Genomic DNA, 16,467 nt, shown 5'->3' on the forward strand with positions numbered 1-16,467 from the left:
GGACTTAGCCAGCCGGTGTCGCCGAATAGTCACGGCTCGCGCCGTAGTCATCGATGGCCACATATGTCACGCGCGGATGGCCGGGCGGTGCCTGCAGGCCTTTCAGGGTGAAGCGGTGCCTGCCCTGGGGCTCCACCATACCGTCGCCGCCATCGAGATCCTTGCCGCCATCGTCCAGATGCACGGCGCTGAGCGACACGTGATACGGACTATTATTGACCGCCTCGAGCATGTAGCGATCGCCCTCGCGCACCACCGACCAGGACAGCTGGGCAGCCGCCTCATCGGACTTGCTCTTGATGCCATCGGGACGAAAGAACAGCTTGATCCTCGAACGAATCGCGAACTGCAAGGTGTTCTGCCCGGCATCCTTCGTCGACTTCGGCGGGATCTCCAGCACGTTGAGCCAGAACACGGACTCTTTGTCGACCGGCAACGGCTCGCCGGTATAAACGATACGAACGATCTGACTGCGACCGGCATCGAGCCGCGCCATCGGCGGCATCAGCACGAACGGCGTGCGGATGCTGTCCGGCGCCTGGCGCGGATCGCCGGTATCGAGCCACGACTGCACCACGACGGGATCCCCGCCGTCGTTGCGCAAGCGCACGTCGACCTCTTTGTTCTGCGCTGGATACGCCCTGGCTGCCAGTGTGCGAGCCGGCGAATCGGCGAATCAGCACCTGCCGATCCTGGCGCTGACCGCCAGCGCCATGCCCGACGAAGCGGAGCGCTGTTCGCACGCCGGCATGGATGCGCTGCTGGTCAAGCCGGCGGGCATGGCCGAACTGCGCGAGGCGCTCTATCGCTGGATGCCTGCGGAGGTGCGCGGCAAGCGACCGGCTGCGGCTCCTGCGCAGGCTGCTTCACCGATCGAAGCGCTGACCGATCTGTTTGGCCCTTCGGCCCGGGTGGGTGAGTTGATCGATGGCTTTCTCGCCACCGTCCACGACGACCTGGCGAGATTCGACGAAGCCACGCGCACCGAGAACGCGCCAGCCATCGCCGGCCACATCCATCGGATCAATGGCGCGATCAAGATCTTCGGCGGCAGCGCCTTGGCGGACGAAGGCGAACGGGTTCGCACCATCCTGCTTGAGCAGGGACGGATCGATGGACAGGACATGCCGCTGGGGAGATACCGGCAGGGCCTGGTGAGTTTGATCGGCGAACTGGAACGGCATCGATCGGCGCCCGGCCCGGCACCGAAATCCATCGCCCCATAAAAAAGGCCCCCGAAGGAGCCTTGGCGGCAAAGTACGCGTGAGCCCAGGGCTCCGGCCTTGGCCCGCCGGCCCTGCATGGCTGACGGAGGCTCCGTGCGAACCCCATCCACCTAAACAGGGAGGTCTCTATAAAGGGAAGGCCCTCGTTGCTGAGGGAGATCTCTATAAAGGGAAGGCCCTCATTGCTGAGGGAGATCTCTACAAAGGGAAGGCCCTCATTGCTGAGGGCCTTCGGGTTGGCTACCGCATCACGCGGTTGCCGGTGCCTGCGAGAGGAACCTTCACGGGCTGGCTCGAGCAATGCTCCAGAGGCCCAGGGGGAAGAGAGCATGGAAGCATGTGTGTCGAGCCGTGGACAGATTGCCGGATTTGCCCGCCGCCGTAGCCTGGAAAATTCTCAAATCGCGGATGCTTGAATTGCAGATGGATGCGCAAGCCGATCCATTCCGCTACGTACATCAGCGAAACCGGCCGAACCTCAGGCGCGCGATCAGACTTCCATCAGCTGATCGAACGCCGCACCGCTCTCCACCGGCATGGCGATGACGTTCTGCAGCACGCGGCCGGGGAATACGTTCTCGCCCTGCCCCATGATGTTGCCCGGGTTGTACATGTGCGGCGCATGCGACCAGCAGCGGTAGCCGAGTTCCTTGATCGCCCGGACTTCCGCCAGCGCCTGCTCCGGCTCCAGCCGGGTGTAGATGACCGGACGATGCTTGCGCACCGTTTCTACGGCGCCCTGCAGCAGCGCGATGGTCGAGCCGGGTACGTTGATCTTGAGCAGGTCCAGGCCGCCCAGGCCCAGGTCGTCGATGGCGACCGGGCGCACCGTCTCGTCCGCCTCGCACTTCAGCGACGCGCCGCCCGGCAGCGTGCTCAGCGGCGCCGCGGCGCCGCTGCGGCCGAGCCACTGGTTGAGCGTGTACACATTGGTCAGGCCATTGAGCGCTGCCGTGGCGCACAGCTGCTGGAAACCGATGCGCGCCGGCTCGGCCACATAGACCTTGCCGGCCTCGCCCACCACGCGCGCCAGCCACAGCGTATGCGCGCCGTACTCACCGCCGAACTGCATCACCGTGTGCTTTTCCTGCAGCACGGAGCTGAGCAGGTCGATCTCCGCCTCGGCCCATTCGCCGTAGAGCTGCAGCGAGCGCGCCGCCGGATGCTGCGAGCTGGTGGCGCTGACGACGCCGTAGCGGACAGTCCACAACAGCGGTGCCACGGGTTCCTGCGCGGTGGAATTGAAAACGTTCATGGGTAAGTCCTCTTGGATGGTGAAATCGTTGGATGAATCGAAGGGGTGATGCAGGTTGCGGGAACGACCGTGGATCTGCTCAGGCGCGCATCGTTTGGGCAGGGCGAAGCGAAGCTGCCAAGGCCGCCGCTTCGGCGTGCTTGGCCTTGGCCGCCGGGCCGAGCAGCGCCGCGGCCCAGACATGCAGGACGTGAATCCGCGCATCGAGCGTTTCCGGCGCGGTGAAGCGCGCACCGGCGTCATGCAGGGCGCGCAGTTCCAGCAGGCGCCATGCACCGCTCATGCCGGCCAGGCGCGCCAGCCGCAGCTCGATCCAATGAGCCTGCCAGGCACCGCGCGAGGCTTCGGGTGCGCTACGGGCCACGCGCTCGGCCAAGGCTTCCGCTGCATCGAGCCATGGCGTGCGCGCGGCCTGCGGCAGCGCTTCGGCGTGAGCTGCAAGGCGTCGCGATGCATCCCACAGGGCTGGCTCGGTTTCCGCTGCGGCATCGGCTTCCCAGGCGTGGAGCAAGGGACCGATGCCGGCGAGCCAGGCCATGCCGCTTCGATCTTCCGGCGGCGTGGCTGCGGGTGCGGCTGGCGCTGAAGCCTCGGCTGCGCGGGAAGGAAGTTCGGGCAAGACCTCGGCGACGACCGGCTCCATCGGCTCCTCGATCGCCGGCTCAAAGATCCGGGGTTCGGGCTGAACGTCACGCTCCCGATCGATCGAGGCGATCGGTTCCTGCGCGGGCACGACGATATCGATGGGCGACGCGGCAACCTCGCTCGATGCAATGCCGTCCGCTTCGCCAGACATCGGCGAATGCAACTCGAACGGAACGTCCACCACATGCCCGACCACTTCTTCCTCGAGCACGGGCTCAACAAACCGGGCGAGCTGCAAGACCTCCTCCTGGACCGGATCCGGCGCCCCGCTCTCCGGCGTCGGAACCGCCGCCATCGATGGCGCGAACCGCCACTCGACCTGGCTGCCAGACATCGAGGCCTCGCGCGGATCGCCATGCAGGCTCAGGCCCAGCCGGCACCATCGGGCCAGGTGTTCGGCCGCATCGCCGGACAGCGGCGCGTAGCGCCAGTGCGGACGAACGAGCAAGGACCGCTGCGCGCGCGGCGCTGGCTGCCGCCAGCCGGAGAACAGGTAGGCATTCGGGACGGCATGGCCGGCGATGGCCATCAGCAGGCCCCACTCGCCAGAAATACTCAGCGCGATCGAATCCCAGCGCCGCAGGAAATCGTCCGAATCGTAATGGCCGGGGTCATAGTCCCAGTGCGGACGGATCAACTTGGGGCCGCCCCAGCGAATCGGTGTCCACGCTTCGCGACGCATGCGCCTGCGGCGTTCGCGCCGGCGCCGCCACAGCAAAAAGCCGCCAAGCATGCTGCAGCTCACCACCACCAGCCAGGTAACCGGACTTCCGCCCGCTTCCGCGGAGAGCGGCGGCGGCGCGAGATCGGGCGTCGGCACTTCCTCGATGGCCAGCGGCTCGGTCCATTCGACGGCAGGCGTCGATTCGGCACTCGGTGTTTCGATGATTTCGGGTGGCGCGGCATCCAGCTCTTCGGGCGGGACGGCTTCCGCTTCATCACGCGGCGGCTTGGCGCCCTTGTTGCGCTGCGCCTGCCGCGAGGTTGCGGCGGAGCGGGATTTCCTCGCCTTGCGCTCGTTATCGACCGGCTCGACCGGGAAGGTCTGCGCGGGCATCGGCTCCGGCTCCGGCGACCGTTCGTCGCTCTCGCCGGAGCGCACCAGCTCGCTGTCGTAAACCGGCGTCGGCTCCTGCCAGAAGCCCATGGCGCAGGCCGTCATGGTCGAGGCGACGAAGATCGCCAGCACCACCGGACGCAGGCGGCCGGACGCAGGCGTCAGTCCGGCGCGCCCGGTGCAAGCCGGCGCGCTATCGAGTTCGGACATCGACACGAAGGGCGTGTCGTTGAGCTCCCCCTTCGACACATCCGTATTGGTTGGACAGATCGTTCCCATGCCGCCAGCGTATGAAGCCGGCCGTGATCGCTGAACCTGAATTTTCCGGAGCTGGGACGGGATGTCACTTATCGGTGGTGTTCGAGCTTATGCAACAAGCTAGCGAAGTGAGCATTCACAGCGAATATTCTTTTTCTAGCCTGTACCTTGCGATGGCCAGCCGGCGCGCCGAATCTCTGGATAATTCCAATTCTGCAAGCCCGGTCGCCTGGCTAACGTCGCCAACATCCGATGCGGCACCCGCCCGCACTCCGCCGGAGCTCGCATGAGCATCAGACTCGCCATAGGCATCCTGCTTTCCTGTGCGATCACCGTGGCGCTGGCCTGGCTTGCGGTGGAGCGCCCCTTTGCCGGACCGCCGCCGCTGCCAGCCCTGATCGCACACCGCTGCGGCACCGCGGATGCGCCGGAGAACACGCTCACCGCCTGTCGCCTGGCGCTCTCTTATGGCGTCAAGAAACTCTGGGTCAGCGTTCAGGTGAGCCGCGACGGTGTCCCGGTGCTGTATCGGCCGCGCGAGCTTGCGGCCTTGACCGATGGCGCGGGCGACGTCGCCGAGATGTCTTATGCGAGCCTGGCGAACCTCAATGCCGGATGGCACTTCCAGGAAACAGGGGCCTCCGGCGCGGTGACTTATCCGTATCGGAATGCGCCGGTGCACATTCCCGCATTGGAAGATCTGATCGAGCAGCTGCCGGAGGATGTCGAACTGTTCGTCGACATCAAGACGCCGGACGCCGCGCGCGCGGCGCAGGCGATCGCCGACGTGCTGCAGCGGCATGGCATGTGGAACCGGACCTGGATCTATTCGACGCTGGCCGACAACCTGCGCGCCTTCGACAGCCATGCCCAGGCTCACCGTTTCGAGGCGCGCGAGCAAACCCGCCAGCGGCTGGCCACCCTGGCCATGGAACAGCGCTGCGCCAACCCGCCGGCCGCGGGTGCGCGCATCGGCTTCGAGCTGCGCCGCGCGATGGAAGTCACCGAGCCGCTGACCCTGGGCCCGGGCACCAGCAAGGTATCGGCGCTGCTGTGGAATGCGCGCAGCATGGAATGTTTCAACGCGGCGAATGGCAGCCACATCACCCTGTTCGGCATCAACAGCGAGCGCGACTACCAGCTCGCCGCCACACTGGGCGCCGACGCCGTGATGGTCGACTCGCCCAAGGCGGCATCGGCGTACCGGCCCGGCGCCAGCGGCCCGCTGCGGCGACTGCTGGCCCGCTGGGGCTGGCCCGAATCCTGATTCCGTGAAGGCCTGAGCCGCCCTCGCCCGTCCGGGCCAGCCAGGACTGTAACTTTCCTGTTATCCAGCCATCGATAACGGCGATCTGTGCTAGCTTCCATCCGGACAATGGGACCATTCCTATTCGTCCCAGCAGTCTCTCGAGCCGCATCGCCCCCTTCACCGGGCGGCATGTCCAGCCAACTCACGGGAGCAGCACAGCGATGGCACTTACTCGTCGCGAGTTCATCAAGATCACCGGCCTCGGCCTGGCCGCCTCGGGCTTGGGCGTACTGGGTTTCGGCGCCGCGGGCGAAGCACAGGCCGCCGCGGTGCGGCCGTTCAAGCTCACCCACGCTACCGAAACGCGCAACACCTGCACCTACTGTTCGGTGGCCTGCGGCATCCTGATCTACAGCATGGGCGACCGCGCCAAGAACGCGCGCTCGAACATCATCCATATCGAAGGCGACCCGGATCATCCGGTGAACCGCGGCACGCTATGCCCCAAGGGCTCGGCCCTGCTCGACGTGGTGCATGCCCCGACCCGGCTCAAGGCGCCAAGGTATCGACCACCCGGGGGCACCGAATTCAAAGAGGTCTCCTGGGACTTCGCACTGGACCGCATCGCCCGGTTGATGAAGGACGACCGCGACAAGAACTTCATCGCCAAGAACCCGGCCGGCACCACGGTCAACCGCTGGATCACCACCGGCATGCTGGCGGCCTCGGCCTCGTCCAGCGAAACCGCCTACCTCACCTGGAAGGTGGCCCGCTCCCTCGGCATGGTGGTGTTCGACAACCAGGCGCGCGTCTGACACGGACCGACGGTGGCCAGTCTGGCCCCATCATTCGGTCGCGGTGCGATGACCAACACCTGGCAGGACATCAAGAACGCCAATGTCGTGGTGGTGATGGGCGGCAATGCCGCCGAGGCGCATCCGTGCGGCTTCAAATGGGTGATCGAGGCGAAGATCGAGAACGGCGCCAAGCTCGTCGTGGTCGATCCGCGCTTTACGCGTACGGCCTCGGTGGCCGACTACTACGCGCCGATCCGCCCCGGCACCGATATCGCCTTCCTCAATGGCGTCATCCATTACCTGCTGGAGAAGGACGCGATCCAGCACGAATACGTGCGGGCCTATACCAATGCCGGCCTGATCGTGAAGGATGGCTTCGGCTTCCAGGACGGCCTGTTCAGCGGCTACAACGAGGAAAAGCACAGCTACGACAAGTCCAGCTGGGACTACGAGCTGGACAAGGACGGCTACGCCCAGTCCGACGACAGCTGGCAGAACCCGCGCTGCGTGATCAACCTGCTCAAGCAGCACGTGTCGCGCTACACACCGGAGATGGTCTCGCGCATCTGCGGCACGCCGCAGGACAAGTTCCTGCATGTGTGCGAACTGTTCGCCAGCACCGCCGCACCGGACAAGGCGATGACCTCGCTGTTCGCGCTGGGCTGGACCCAGCACTCGGTGGGTTCGCAGAACATCCGCACCATGGCGATGGTGCAGCTGCTGCTGGGCAATATCGGCGTGGCCGGCGGCGGCATGAATGCATTGCGCGGACATTCCAATATCCAGGGCCTGACCGACGTCGGCCTGCTCTCCAACCTGATGCCGGGCTATATGAATCTGCCGGTGGACAAGGAGACCAGCCTCGACGAATACATGAGAACGAAGCTGTTCAAGCCGCTGCGCCCGGGCCAGACCAGCTACTGGCAGAACTACCGCAAGTTCTTCGTCAGCCTGCAGAAGGCGCTGTGGGGCGATGCCGCCAGCAAGGACAATGACTGGGCCTACGACTGGCTGCCCAAGCTGGACGTGCCGCTGTACGACGTGATCAAGGCCTTCGAGATGATGGATCACGGCCAGATGGGCGGCTACATCTGCCAGGGCTTCAATCCGCTGCAGGCCTTCCCGGACCGCGGCAAGATCCGCCGCGGCCTGAGCAAGCTGAAGTTCCTGGTCACGATGGATCCGCTGGACACCGAAACCTCGCGTTTCTGGCAGGACTTCGGCCCGCAGAATCCGGCCAAGTCCGCCGAGATCCAGACCGAAGTGTTCCAGCTTCCGACCACATGCTTCGCCGAGGAAAACGGCTCGCTGGTCAATTCCGCGCGCTGGCTGCAGTGGCACTGGAAAGCGGCCGATGCACCGGGCGAAGCGAAGTCCGACATCTGGATCATGACCGGCCTCTTCCAGCGCCTGCGCGAGCTGTATCGCAAGGAGGGCGGCGCCTTCCCCGATCCGGTGCTGGGCATGACCTGGAAATACACCGATCCGCGCGAACCGGACCCGGAGGAACTGGCCAAGGAAATGAACGGCCGCGCATTGACCGACCTGATCGACCCGGCCACCAATACCGTGGCCACCAAGGCCGGAACGTTGCTCGACGGCTTCGCACAACTGCGCGACGACGGCAGCACGGCCTCGGGCTGCTGGATCTTCACCGGCAGCTTCACCGAGAAAGGCAATCAGATGGCGCGCCGCGACGCCACCGATCCGCGCGAGCAAGGCATCGCACCGAATTGGGCATGGGCGTGGCCGGCCAACCGGCGCATTCTCTACAACCGCGCCAGCGCGGACCCGGACGGCAAGCCGTGGAATCCGGCCAAGCCGGTGATCTCGTGGAACGGCAGCAAATGGGTCGGCGTCGATGTGCCCGACTACGGCCCCACGGTGAAGCCGTCCGACGGCGTCGGCCCCTTCATCATGAATGCCGAAGGCATGGGCCGCCTGTTCGCCCGCGACCTGATGGGCGACGGCCCCTTCCCCGAGCACTACGAACCGCTGGAGTCGCCAGTGGAAAACGTGCTGCATCCGAAGGTCGGCTCCAACCCGGTGGCGCGCGTGTTCCCTGGCGACCGCGAATCGTTCGGCAGCGCGCAGCACTTCCCGTACGTGGCGACCACGTATCGCCTTACCGAGCATTTCCATTTCTGGACCAAGCACGCGCTGATCAACGCCATCCTGCAACCGGAGGAATTCGTCGAGATCGGCGAGGTGCTGGCCAAGGAGAAAGGCATCGAGCAAGGCGGCTGGGTGAAGGTCAGTTCCAAGCGCGGCGAAGTGATCTGCAAGGCCTACGTGACCAAGCGCATCAAGCCATTGACGGTGGATGGCAAGCCGACCCACGTGATCGGCGTGCCGATCCATTGGGGTTTCACCGGCCAGGCGCGCAAGGGCTACGGCGCCAACACGCTGACGCCATCGGTGGGCGATGCCAATACGCAGACGCCGGAGTTCAAGGCGTTCCTGGTCAATGTCGAACGAACCACGGCACCGGCGGCCTGAGGACAGCAGTCATGTCAGATCTGCAATCGCAAGACTACGTCCGCCGCTCCGCCACCACCATGACGCCGCCGATGGCGCGCAGCCATGAGGACCAGGTTGCCAAGCTGATCGACGTCAGCCGCTGCATCGGCTGCAAGGCCTGCCAGTCCGCATGCATGGAATGGAACGACCTGCGTCCGGAGATCGGCCATTTCGAAGGCTCGTACGAAAACCCGGCGGACCTGGGCCCCAGCGTATGGACCCTGATGAAGTTCGCCGAGCACGAGAACGAACAGGGCAACCTCGAATGGCTGATCCGCAAGGACGGCTGCATGCACTGCGAAGACCCCGGCTGCCTCAAGGCCTGCCCGGCTCCCGGTGCGATCGTGCAGTACGCCAACGGCATCGTGGATTTCATCAGCGACAAGTGCATCGGCTGCGGCTATTGCGTGAAGGGTTGCCCGTTCAATATCCCGCGCATCAGCAAGCAGGATCACAAGTCATACAAGTGCACGCTGTGCTCCGATCGCGTCGCGGTCGGCCTGGAGCCGGCCTGCGTCAAGGCCTGCCCCACCGGCGCCATCATGTTCGGCGCCAAGACCGATATGCAGCACCAGGCGCAGGAGCGCATCGTCGACCTGAAAGTGCGCGGCTTCGAGAACGCCGGCCTGTACGACCCGCAGGAAGTCGGCGGCACTCACGTGATGTATGTGCTGCATCACGCGGACAAACCCTCGTTGTACTCGGGCCTGCCGGACAAGCCGCGCATCAGCGCCACGGTCGATCTGTGGAAAGGCTTGATCAAACCGCTGGGCTTGGCCGGCATCGCGCTCGCCGCACTCGCCGGCTTCTTCCACTGGATCAGCGCCGGCCCGAACGAGGTCACCGAGGAAGACGAGGCCGAGGGTGCGCGCGTATTGCACGAAGGCGAGGAGAAAGCGTCATGACCCGCCCGAACAACGCGATCGTCCGCTACACCCTGGCCAACCGCATCAATCACTGGATCACCGCGATCTGCTTCGTGCTGCTGGTGCTGTCGGGCCTGTCGATGTTCCACCCGATGCTGTTCTTCCTGTCCGGCCTGTTCGGCGGCGGGCAATGGACGCGGGCGGTACATCCGTGGATCGGCGTGGTGTTGCTGATCAGTTACCTCGGCTTGATCGTGCAGTTCTGGCGCGAGAACCTGTTGAACCAGGACGATGCGGCGTGGATGAAATCGATCGGTCCGGTCATTGCCAATGACGAGGAACACACGCCGCCGGTCGGCCGCAACAACGCCGGCCAGAAACTGGTGTTCTGGTCGATGACCTTGCTGGTTCCCGTCTTGTTCCTCAGCGGCCTGGCGATCTGGGAAGTGTATTTCGGCAGCGCCACCTCGATTCCCGTGCAGCGCGCGGCAGCCTTGATCCATAGCCTGGCGGCGCTGGCGGCGATCATCATCTGGATCATCCATGTCTACGCGGCGATCTGGGTACGCCACTCGGTGCGCGCGATGACCCAAGGCTATGTCACGCCCGGCTGGGCCTGGCGCCACCACCGCAAATGGCTGGTGGAACTGGCCCGGCAAGACAAGACCGACTCCAGGAAGCCACGCACGTGAGACAAGCCGAAGCGCCGCCCAGCGGCAAATGGACCGGACCGTCGCACGCCGGCGTCAAGGCGCCCGAGCCGATCCTGCTCCCGGACCCGTCCCGGCGTTTCGCCACCACCGCGCAACGGCTCGAACAGTTGGCGGCGGGGCATCCGATGGAAGCATGGTTGCGCTTTGTCGCCGGGCTGGCGCGTGCGCAACACGAGGTGGCGACGACGCTGCACCCGGCTGTCATGCTCGACCCGGCCACCGTCGCGCAATCGATCGATGCGCGCCTGCCGCCGCTGGCGGCCGATGGCCATCGTCGCGACGTGTCCTGGCGCGAAGGGCTCATCCTGCTGCTCGACCGTATCGATCGCAAAAGCTTGCCGCCTGCGGCGCTGGTGGTAGTCGATGCCTTGCTCCGCGGCGATGCCAGCACGCACGAGCGGCTGGCCGATCAGTTCCTGCGTGGCGGATTGGCCAGCGCCGATGCGGGCGCGGCGATCTATGTCGCCGCCGCCTTGCAGGTCTACTTCACCTGCTCCGCAGCGCAGCTGAAAGCCGATGATTTAAGGCTGCTGGAAGAGCGCGGACTGTGCCCCTGCTGCGGCTCGCCGCCGGTCGCCGGCGTGGTCACCGCCACGGGCTCCACGCCGGGCACGCGCTATCTGTATTGCTCGCTGTGTTCGAGCGCATGGAACCACGTGCGCGCCGTGTGCATTACCTGCGGTGGCACGCGGAAGTTGGCGCTGCAAGGCATCGAAGATGACCCAGGCGTGGTGAAGGCCGAGACCTGCGGCGAATGCCAGACCTACGCCAAACTGCTCTATCCGATCCAGGACATGCAGGTGGACCCGTATGCCGACGATCTCGCCTCGATCGGCCTGGATATCCTGGTTGCAGAAGCCGGCTTCGCGCGGCACGCACCGAATCCGCTATTGCTCGTATGACGTAGGTTGGGGGGAGCCGCAGGCGAACCCCAACTATGCGATATGTTTGGAACTGGCCATGTTGGGGTTCGCCTGTGGCTCACCCCAACCTACGCCAGGCGTAACCACACTGCGATGGCGCCACCCAGCACGCCGAAGCCCACCACCGCCGATGCCACCGCCAACAGCACGCGCAGCGGAAACGAGCGCGCCAGCATCGCCAGCGACGGCAGGCTGACCGGCGGCAAGGTCAGCAGCAAGGCGGCGGCCGGACCGCCACCCATGCCCAAGGCCAGCATCGCCTGCACGATGGGCACTTCGCCGGCGGTCGGGATCACGAACAGCATGCCGGCCAGCGCCATCGCGGCGATCCAGTACCACTGGTCGCCGATGGCCGGACCGATGACCGGGAACATCCAGGCGCGGAAGGCCCCCCAGCAGCAGCACGATGACCAGATACTCGGGCAGCAGCCGCATCGTCATGCGCGCAAAGATCCGCAGCCAGCGCTTGCCGACTTCCGTCAGCGAATGCGCTTCGGGCTCCGCTGCGGGCAGATCGACTGCCGACGCCGCATCCGACCCCGCCGCGAGACGGCTGGCGAGATAGCCCAGGCCAAACACCAGCGGCACGCCCAGGCACAGGCGGAACAAAGTCCAATGCCAACCGAGCACGAAGCCGGTGAACACCAGCGTGGCCGGATTCAACACGGTATTGCCGAGCCAGAACGCCATCGCCGGCCCCGGCGCCGCCTGGTGCCGGCGCATGCCCACCACCACCGGCGCAGCGCAACAGGTGCACATCATCCCCGGCATCGCCAGCAAGCCGCCGGCCACCACGCCACCGAAGCCATGGCCGCCCAGCACGCGGCGCACCCAGTCGGCCGGCAATAACGCCTGGATGCCCGAGCCCAGCAACAGGCCCAGCAGCATCGCCTGCCAGATCGCCTTGCCGTAGGCCAGCGCATAAGCGAGCGCCGCATCCCAGGATGGCGCCGGCGCACTCGCCGCATCGCCCATCAGGATCGAATGGCCGATCGAATGACCGGCCGCCGCGACGAACGCGCGGTCGTAATACGGATGCCATTTCACGTAGAACAGGCCGGCCACCGCCAGCAACAGGAACACACCTAAGCGCGCTGCACGCGCAGCCGGCAAAGCGACGGACATCGCCCACCCCGCATACCACTGGAAGATGACGGCCCTACAGGGCACCACGTTGCCGGCATGCCGCAGGACGAATGCGCTGCGCAGGGGCAAGCTGCGCAGCGGCCGCCATGGCCCGTCGCGCGTGCCGCAGGATGCTACGGCAGGCAGGCAAAGTCACTACGACACTTGTGCACCCTGCACTTGTCCACACCGTCCGCCTTGACCATCGACCGATCCGCGCCGCAGCATAGGTCCCGTTGCCACCCGGTTGTCACGCCATCTGCGCAAGCACGCGCTGCAATCGGCCACCCGGCAATGCCATTGGATGAGCCATGTGACCGGAACTGAGGCCACCTCCCTGCGCCACCTCCCCGCGGTTGCCTCCGTCCTGGCAACCAGCGGCGCTGCCACCCTGGTGGAGCGGCACGGGCGTATCGCCACCACCGAGGCCATCCGCAGCGTGATCGACGAAGCTCGCGACGCCATGCGCGCAACATCCTCCAGCGCACCCGGCGCCGACGAACTGGCGCAACGCGCCGCGGCACGCCTGGATGCGCAACGGCCCAGCCTGCGCCCGCTGTTCAATCTCACCGGCACCGTGCTGCACACCAACCTCGGCCGCGCACTGCTGGCCGAAGCCGCGATCGAAGCGGCCACCGCCGCGATGCGCAGCGCGGTGGCGCTGGAATACGACCTGGACGACGGCGCACGCGGCGAGCGCGACGACCACCTGCGCGGCTTGCTACGCGAATTGACCGGCGCCGAAGACGCCACCATGGTCAACAACAATGCCGCCGCCGTACTGCTGTGCCTCAATACCTTTGCGCTGGACCGCGACGCGGTGGTCTCGCGCGGCGAGCTGATCGAGATCGGCGGCGCCTTCCGCATGCCGGAGATCATGGCGCGGGCCGGTGCACGCATGATCGAAGTGGGCACCACCAATCGCACCCATCTGGCCGACTACCGAGAAGCCATCAACGAACGCACCGGCCTGGTGCTCAAGGTGCATACCTCCAACTACCGCATCCAGGGCTTCACCGCCGAAGTCGGCGCGCGCGAACTGGCGGTGCTCGCCGACGAAGCCGGCGTGCCGCTGCTGAACGATCTGGGTTCCGGCATGCTGGTCGACCTGTCCCGCTATGGACTGGCGAAGGAACCGACCGTGCGCGAAGCGGTGGAAGAAGGCGCGCAGCTGGTCACGTTCTCCGGCGACAAATTGCTGGGCGGACCGCAGGCGGGCTTTATCGTCGGCGACCGCGCGCTGATCGAACGGATCAACCGCAACCCGCTCAAGCGCGCACTGCGCGTGGACAAGCTGCGCCTCGCCGCGATCGAAGCCACGCTCCAGCTTTATCGCGACCCCGATCGCCTGGCCGAACGCCTGCCCACCTTGCGCTTTCTTGCACGCACGCAAGCCGGCATCGAAGCCCAGGCGCACCGCCTGCAACCGGCTGTTGCCGACCGGCTGGGCAAGCACTTCGTCGTCGAGGTTGGCGCCTGCCGCAGCCAGGTCGGTTCCGGCGCGCTGCCACTGGACACGCTGGCCAGCGCTGCCCTGCTGATCCGCCCGCACGGCAGCCAGACATGGCTGGAAGGCCTGGCCGCGGCAATGCGCGCATTGCCGCAACCGGTGCTCGGCCGCATCGCGGACGGCGCGCTGCGCCTGGACCTGCGCTGCCTGACCGACACCGACGAAGCGCCATTCCTGGCCAGCCTGGCGCAACTGGATATCGACGGACTCGCGGGCACTCCATGATCGTCGGCACCGCAGGCCATATCGATCACGGCAAGACCTCGCTGATCAAGGCCCTGACCGGCGTCGATGGCGACCGGCTCAAGGAAGAAAAGGCGCGCGGCATCACCATCGACCTGGGTTTTGCTTATCTGCCGCTGGGCGATGGCACGACGCTCGGCTTCGTCGACGTACCGGGCCACGAGCGCTTCGTGCACACCATGGTGGCCGGCGCCAGCGGCATCGATATCGCCCTGCTGGTGGTGGCCGCCGACGACGGCGTGATGCCGCAGACGCTGGAGCACCTGGCGATCCTGGACCTGCTGCAGATCCGGCGCGCCGTGATCGCACTGACCAAGGTCGACCTGGCCCCACCCGGGCGATTGGCCGAAGTGGGCGCGCAGATCCAGGCGGTGATCGCCGGCACCGTGCTCGAAGGCGCCGATGTATTTCCGGTGTCGTCCGCGATCGGGCTGGGCATCGATGCCTTGCGCGACCGTCTCGCCGCAGAGGCGAATACGCTGGGCGAACGTGCGGCCGACGGCCGTTTCCGCCTGGCGGTCGATCGCGTCTTCACCCTGCCCGGCATCGGTTTGACGGTGACCGGCACGGTGCTGTCCGGCGTGGTGCGCGTCAAGGATCAGGTGAGCTTGAGCCCTTCCGGCCTGAGCGCGCGCGTGCGTTCGCTGCATGCGCAGAACCGCGCGGTGGAAGTCGGGCGCGCCGGCGATCGCTGCGCCCTGAACCTCGCCGGCGACGGTGTCGTCAAGGACGCCATCCGCCGCGGCGATATGGTGGTCGATCCCTTCCTGCATGCGCCGGTCGAACGCATCGACGCCCGCCTGCGCCTGCTGCCCGGCGAGCCGAAGCCGATCGGCCAGTGGTTTCCCGCGCACCTGCACCACGGCGCCAGCGAGGTTAGCGTGCGCGTGGTGCTGGTCGAGGACGAGCAGCTGGCCCCGGGCCATGCGGCCGATGTGCAACTGGTGCTGAGCCGGCCGATCGCCGCCGCCGCGCTCGACCGCTTCGTGCTGCGCGATGTCTCCGCCCAGCGCACCATCGGCGGCGGCCAGTTTCTCGATCTGCGCGGGCCGCCGCGCCAGCGCCGCAGCGCCGAACGCCAGGCCCAGCGCGCCGCGCTGCTGACCAGCGATCCGCTGGAAGCGTTCGCCGCCCTGCTCGACGCGCCGCCGTTCGCCTGGGATCTGCTGGCCTTCGCGCGGGATCGCGCGCTGTCCGCGGCCAGGGCGGACGCCATTGCTACCGCGCTGTCACCGGTCATCTTCGCCAACGGCGAGGAACGCGTCGCCATCGGCCAGGCGCATTGGCGACGCTTCGTGGACCGGCTGATCGAATTCCTCGCGGCCTTCCATACGGCCAATCCGGATCTGCAAGGCATCGGCCGGGAACGCCTGCGGCTGGCCTTGCAGCCGCGCCTGCCTGCCGCCGCCTTTGCGCAGGCGCTGCAGCATCCCGAGCTGGCCGGGCGCATCGTCCGCGACGGTGCCTTCGTGCGCCTGCCCGGCCATACGATGCGGCTGAGCCCCGAACGCGAACTGCTATGGCAGGCCATCGCCCCACTGCTGGACGGCGAAGCCCGCTTCCGCCCGCCACGGGTGCGCGACCTGGCCTGGATGCTGACGCGCCAGGAACCGGAGGTACGCCAGTTGCTGCGCTTCGCGGCGCGGCTGGGCCGGGTCGACGAGGTGGCGCACGACCATTTCTTCCTGCGAGCAACCATGCACGAGATGGCGCTGATCGCCGCCGCGCTCGCCACCGAAGGCGAGGACGGCCGCTTCACCGCCGCGGAATTTCGCGACCGGCTGGACAACGGTCGTAAAGTGGCGATCCAGATCCTAGAATTCTTCGACCGGCAAGGCGTCACGCTCAATCGCGGCACCTTGCGCCGGGTACAGGCGCGTTACCTGGACCTGTTCGCGCCCGCGGCCACTGCAGCACATGGAAGAGAATCGCCTCCGGTGGGGCGTCCGGACTTCAAATCCGGGTGAGGCAGATCAGACTGTCTCGGGTGGGTTCGACTCCCACTCTCTTCCGCCATTGCTGCTCGCGCGCGATGTGCCGCCCTTGATCGTCATCGCGCTTTCGATCGTCATCCCGGCCG

General features: G+C 66.5%; 12 protein-coding genes and 1 tRNA gene. 9 read left to right on the plus strand and 4 right to left on the minus strand.

What is annotated here, in order from left to right:
• Positions 1-4: 4 nt before the first annotated feature.
• On the minus strand, positions 5-577 hold the full coding sequence (locus tag AB4083_RS19885; protein ID WP_441610242.1) for a fimbrial biogenesis chaperone: 573 nt from the start codon (positions 575-577) through the stop codon (positions 5-7).
• Here AB4083_RS19885 and AB4083_RS19890 point away from each other — a divergent pair.
• Complete coding sequence (locus tag AB4083_RS19890; RefSeq protein WP_441610243.1) at positions 525-1,226, plus strand: Hpt domain-containing protein; 702 nt, start codon at positions 525-527, stop codon at positions 1,224-1,226. The two genes, AB4083_RS19885 and AB4083_RS19890, sit on opposite strands and share 53 nt — an antisense overlap.
• A gap of 490 nt (positions 1,227-1,716) precedes the next feature.
• Here the strand turns inward: AB4083_RS19890 and AB4083_RS19895 are convergent, their stop codons facing one another.
• The gene (locus AB4083_RS19895; RefSeq protein WP_441610244.1) at positions 1,717-2,481 is read right to left on the minus strand and encodes an FkbM family methyltransferase; all 765 of its coding nucleotides are present in this window, start codon (positions 2,479-2,481) and stop codon (positions 1,717-1,719) included.
• Positions 2,482-2,560: 79 nt separating this feature from the next.
• Positions 2,561-4,462 carry a hypothetical protein gene (locus AB4083_RS19900; protein WP_441610245.1) on the minus strand — a complete coding sequence of 634 codons (1,902 nt, stop codon included), beginning with the start codon at positions 4,460-4,462 and terminating at the stop codon, positions 2,561-2,563.
• A gap of 265 nt (positions 4,463-4,727) precedes the next feature.
• Here AB4083_RS19900 and AB4083_RS19905 point away from each other — a divergent pair, with 265 nt between their 5' ends.
• The 5 genes from AB4083_RS19905 to fdhE all read left to right on the plus strand — a co-directional run bounded on the left by AB4083_RS19905 (position 4,728) and on the right by fdhE (position 11,488).
• Positions 4,728-5,708: a glycerophosphodiester phosphodiesterase family protein gene (locus tag AB4083_RS19905; protein WP_441610246.1), complete on the plus strand. Its 981-nt coding sequence runs from the start codon at positions 4,728-4,730 to the stop codon at positions 5,706-5,708.
• 203 nt (positions 5,709-5,911) lie between these two features.
• On the plus strand, positions 5,912-8,986 hold the full coding sequence (gene fdnG, locus AB4083_RS19910) for a formate dehydrogenase-N subunit alpha (protein WP_441610247.1): 3,075 nt from the start codon (positions 5,912-5,914) through the stop codon (positions 8,984-8,986).
• 11 nt (positions 8,987-8,997) lie between these two features.
• Positions 8,998-9,912 carry a formate dehydrogenase subunit beta gene (gene fdxH, locus AB4083_RS19915; protein ID WP_441610248.1) on the plus strand — a complete coding sequence of 305 codons (915 nt, stop codon included), beginning with the start codon at positions 8,998-9,000 and terminating at the stop codon, positions 9,910-9,912.
• Entirely contained in the window at positions 9,909-10,565 is a 657-nt protein-coding gene (locus AB4083_RS19920; protein WP_441610249.1) for a formate dehydrogenase subunit gamma, read from the plus strand. The genes fdxH and AB4083_RS19920 overlap by 4 nt, the downstream gene beginning before the upstream one ends.
• Positions 10,562-11,488 (plus strand): formate dehydrogenase accessory protein FdhE, encoded by a 927-nt coding sequence (gene fdhE / locus AB4083_RS19925; protein ID WP_441610250.1) that lies wholly within the window; start codon positions 10,562-10,564, stop codon positions 11,486-11,488. Before AB4083_RS19920 ends, fdhE begins: the two co-directional genes overlap by 4 nt.
• Positions 11,489-11,521: 33 nt before the next feature.
• Here fdhE and AB4083_RS19930 read toward each other — a convergent pair whose 3' ends face one another.
• Positions 11,522-12,574: a permease gene (locus AB4083_RS19930; RefSeq protein WP_441610277.1), complete on the minus strand. Its 1,053-nt coding sequence runs from the start codon at positions 12,572-12,574 to the stop codon at positions 11,522-11,524.
• A gap of 373 nt (positions 12,575-12,947) precedes the next feature.
• On the opposite strand from AB4083_RS19930, the gene selA reads away from it, so the two are divergent.
• From selA to AB4083_RS19945, 3 genes are all read left to right on the plus strand, one after another.
• Positions 12,948-14,369 (plus strand): L-seryl-tRNA(Sec) selenium transferase, encoded by a 1,422-nt coding sequence (selA, locus tag AB4083_RS19935; RefSeq protein WP_441610251.1) that lies wholly within the window; start codon positions 12,948-12,950, stop codon positions 14,367-14,369.
• The gene (gene selB, locus AB4083_RS19940; RefSeq protein ID WP_441610252.1) at positions 14,366-16,354 is read left to right on the plus strand and encodes a selenocysteine-specific translation elongation factor; all 1,989 of its coding nucleotides are present in this window, start codon (positions 14,366-14,368) and stop codon (positions 16,352-16,354) included. The genes selA and selB overlap by 4 nt, the downstream gene beginning before the upstream one ends.
• Positions 16,307-16,403, plus strand: a tRNA-Sec gene (locus AB4083_RS19945). The genes selB and AB4083_RS19945 overlap by 48 nt, the downstream gene beginning before the upstream one ends.
• The last annotated feature ends 64 nt before the right edge of the window (positions 16,404-16,467 follow it).

Origin of the sequence: Dyella sp. 2RAB6, from assembly GCF_052115385.1 — a bacterium.
Taxonomy (GTDB): domain Bacteria; phylum Pseudomonadota; class Gammaproteobacteria; order Xanthomonadales; family Rhodanobacteraceae; genus Dyella_D.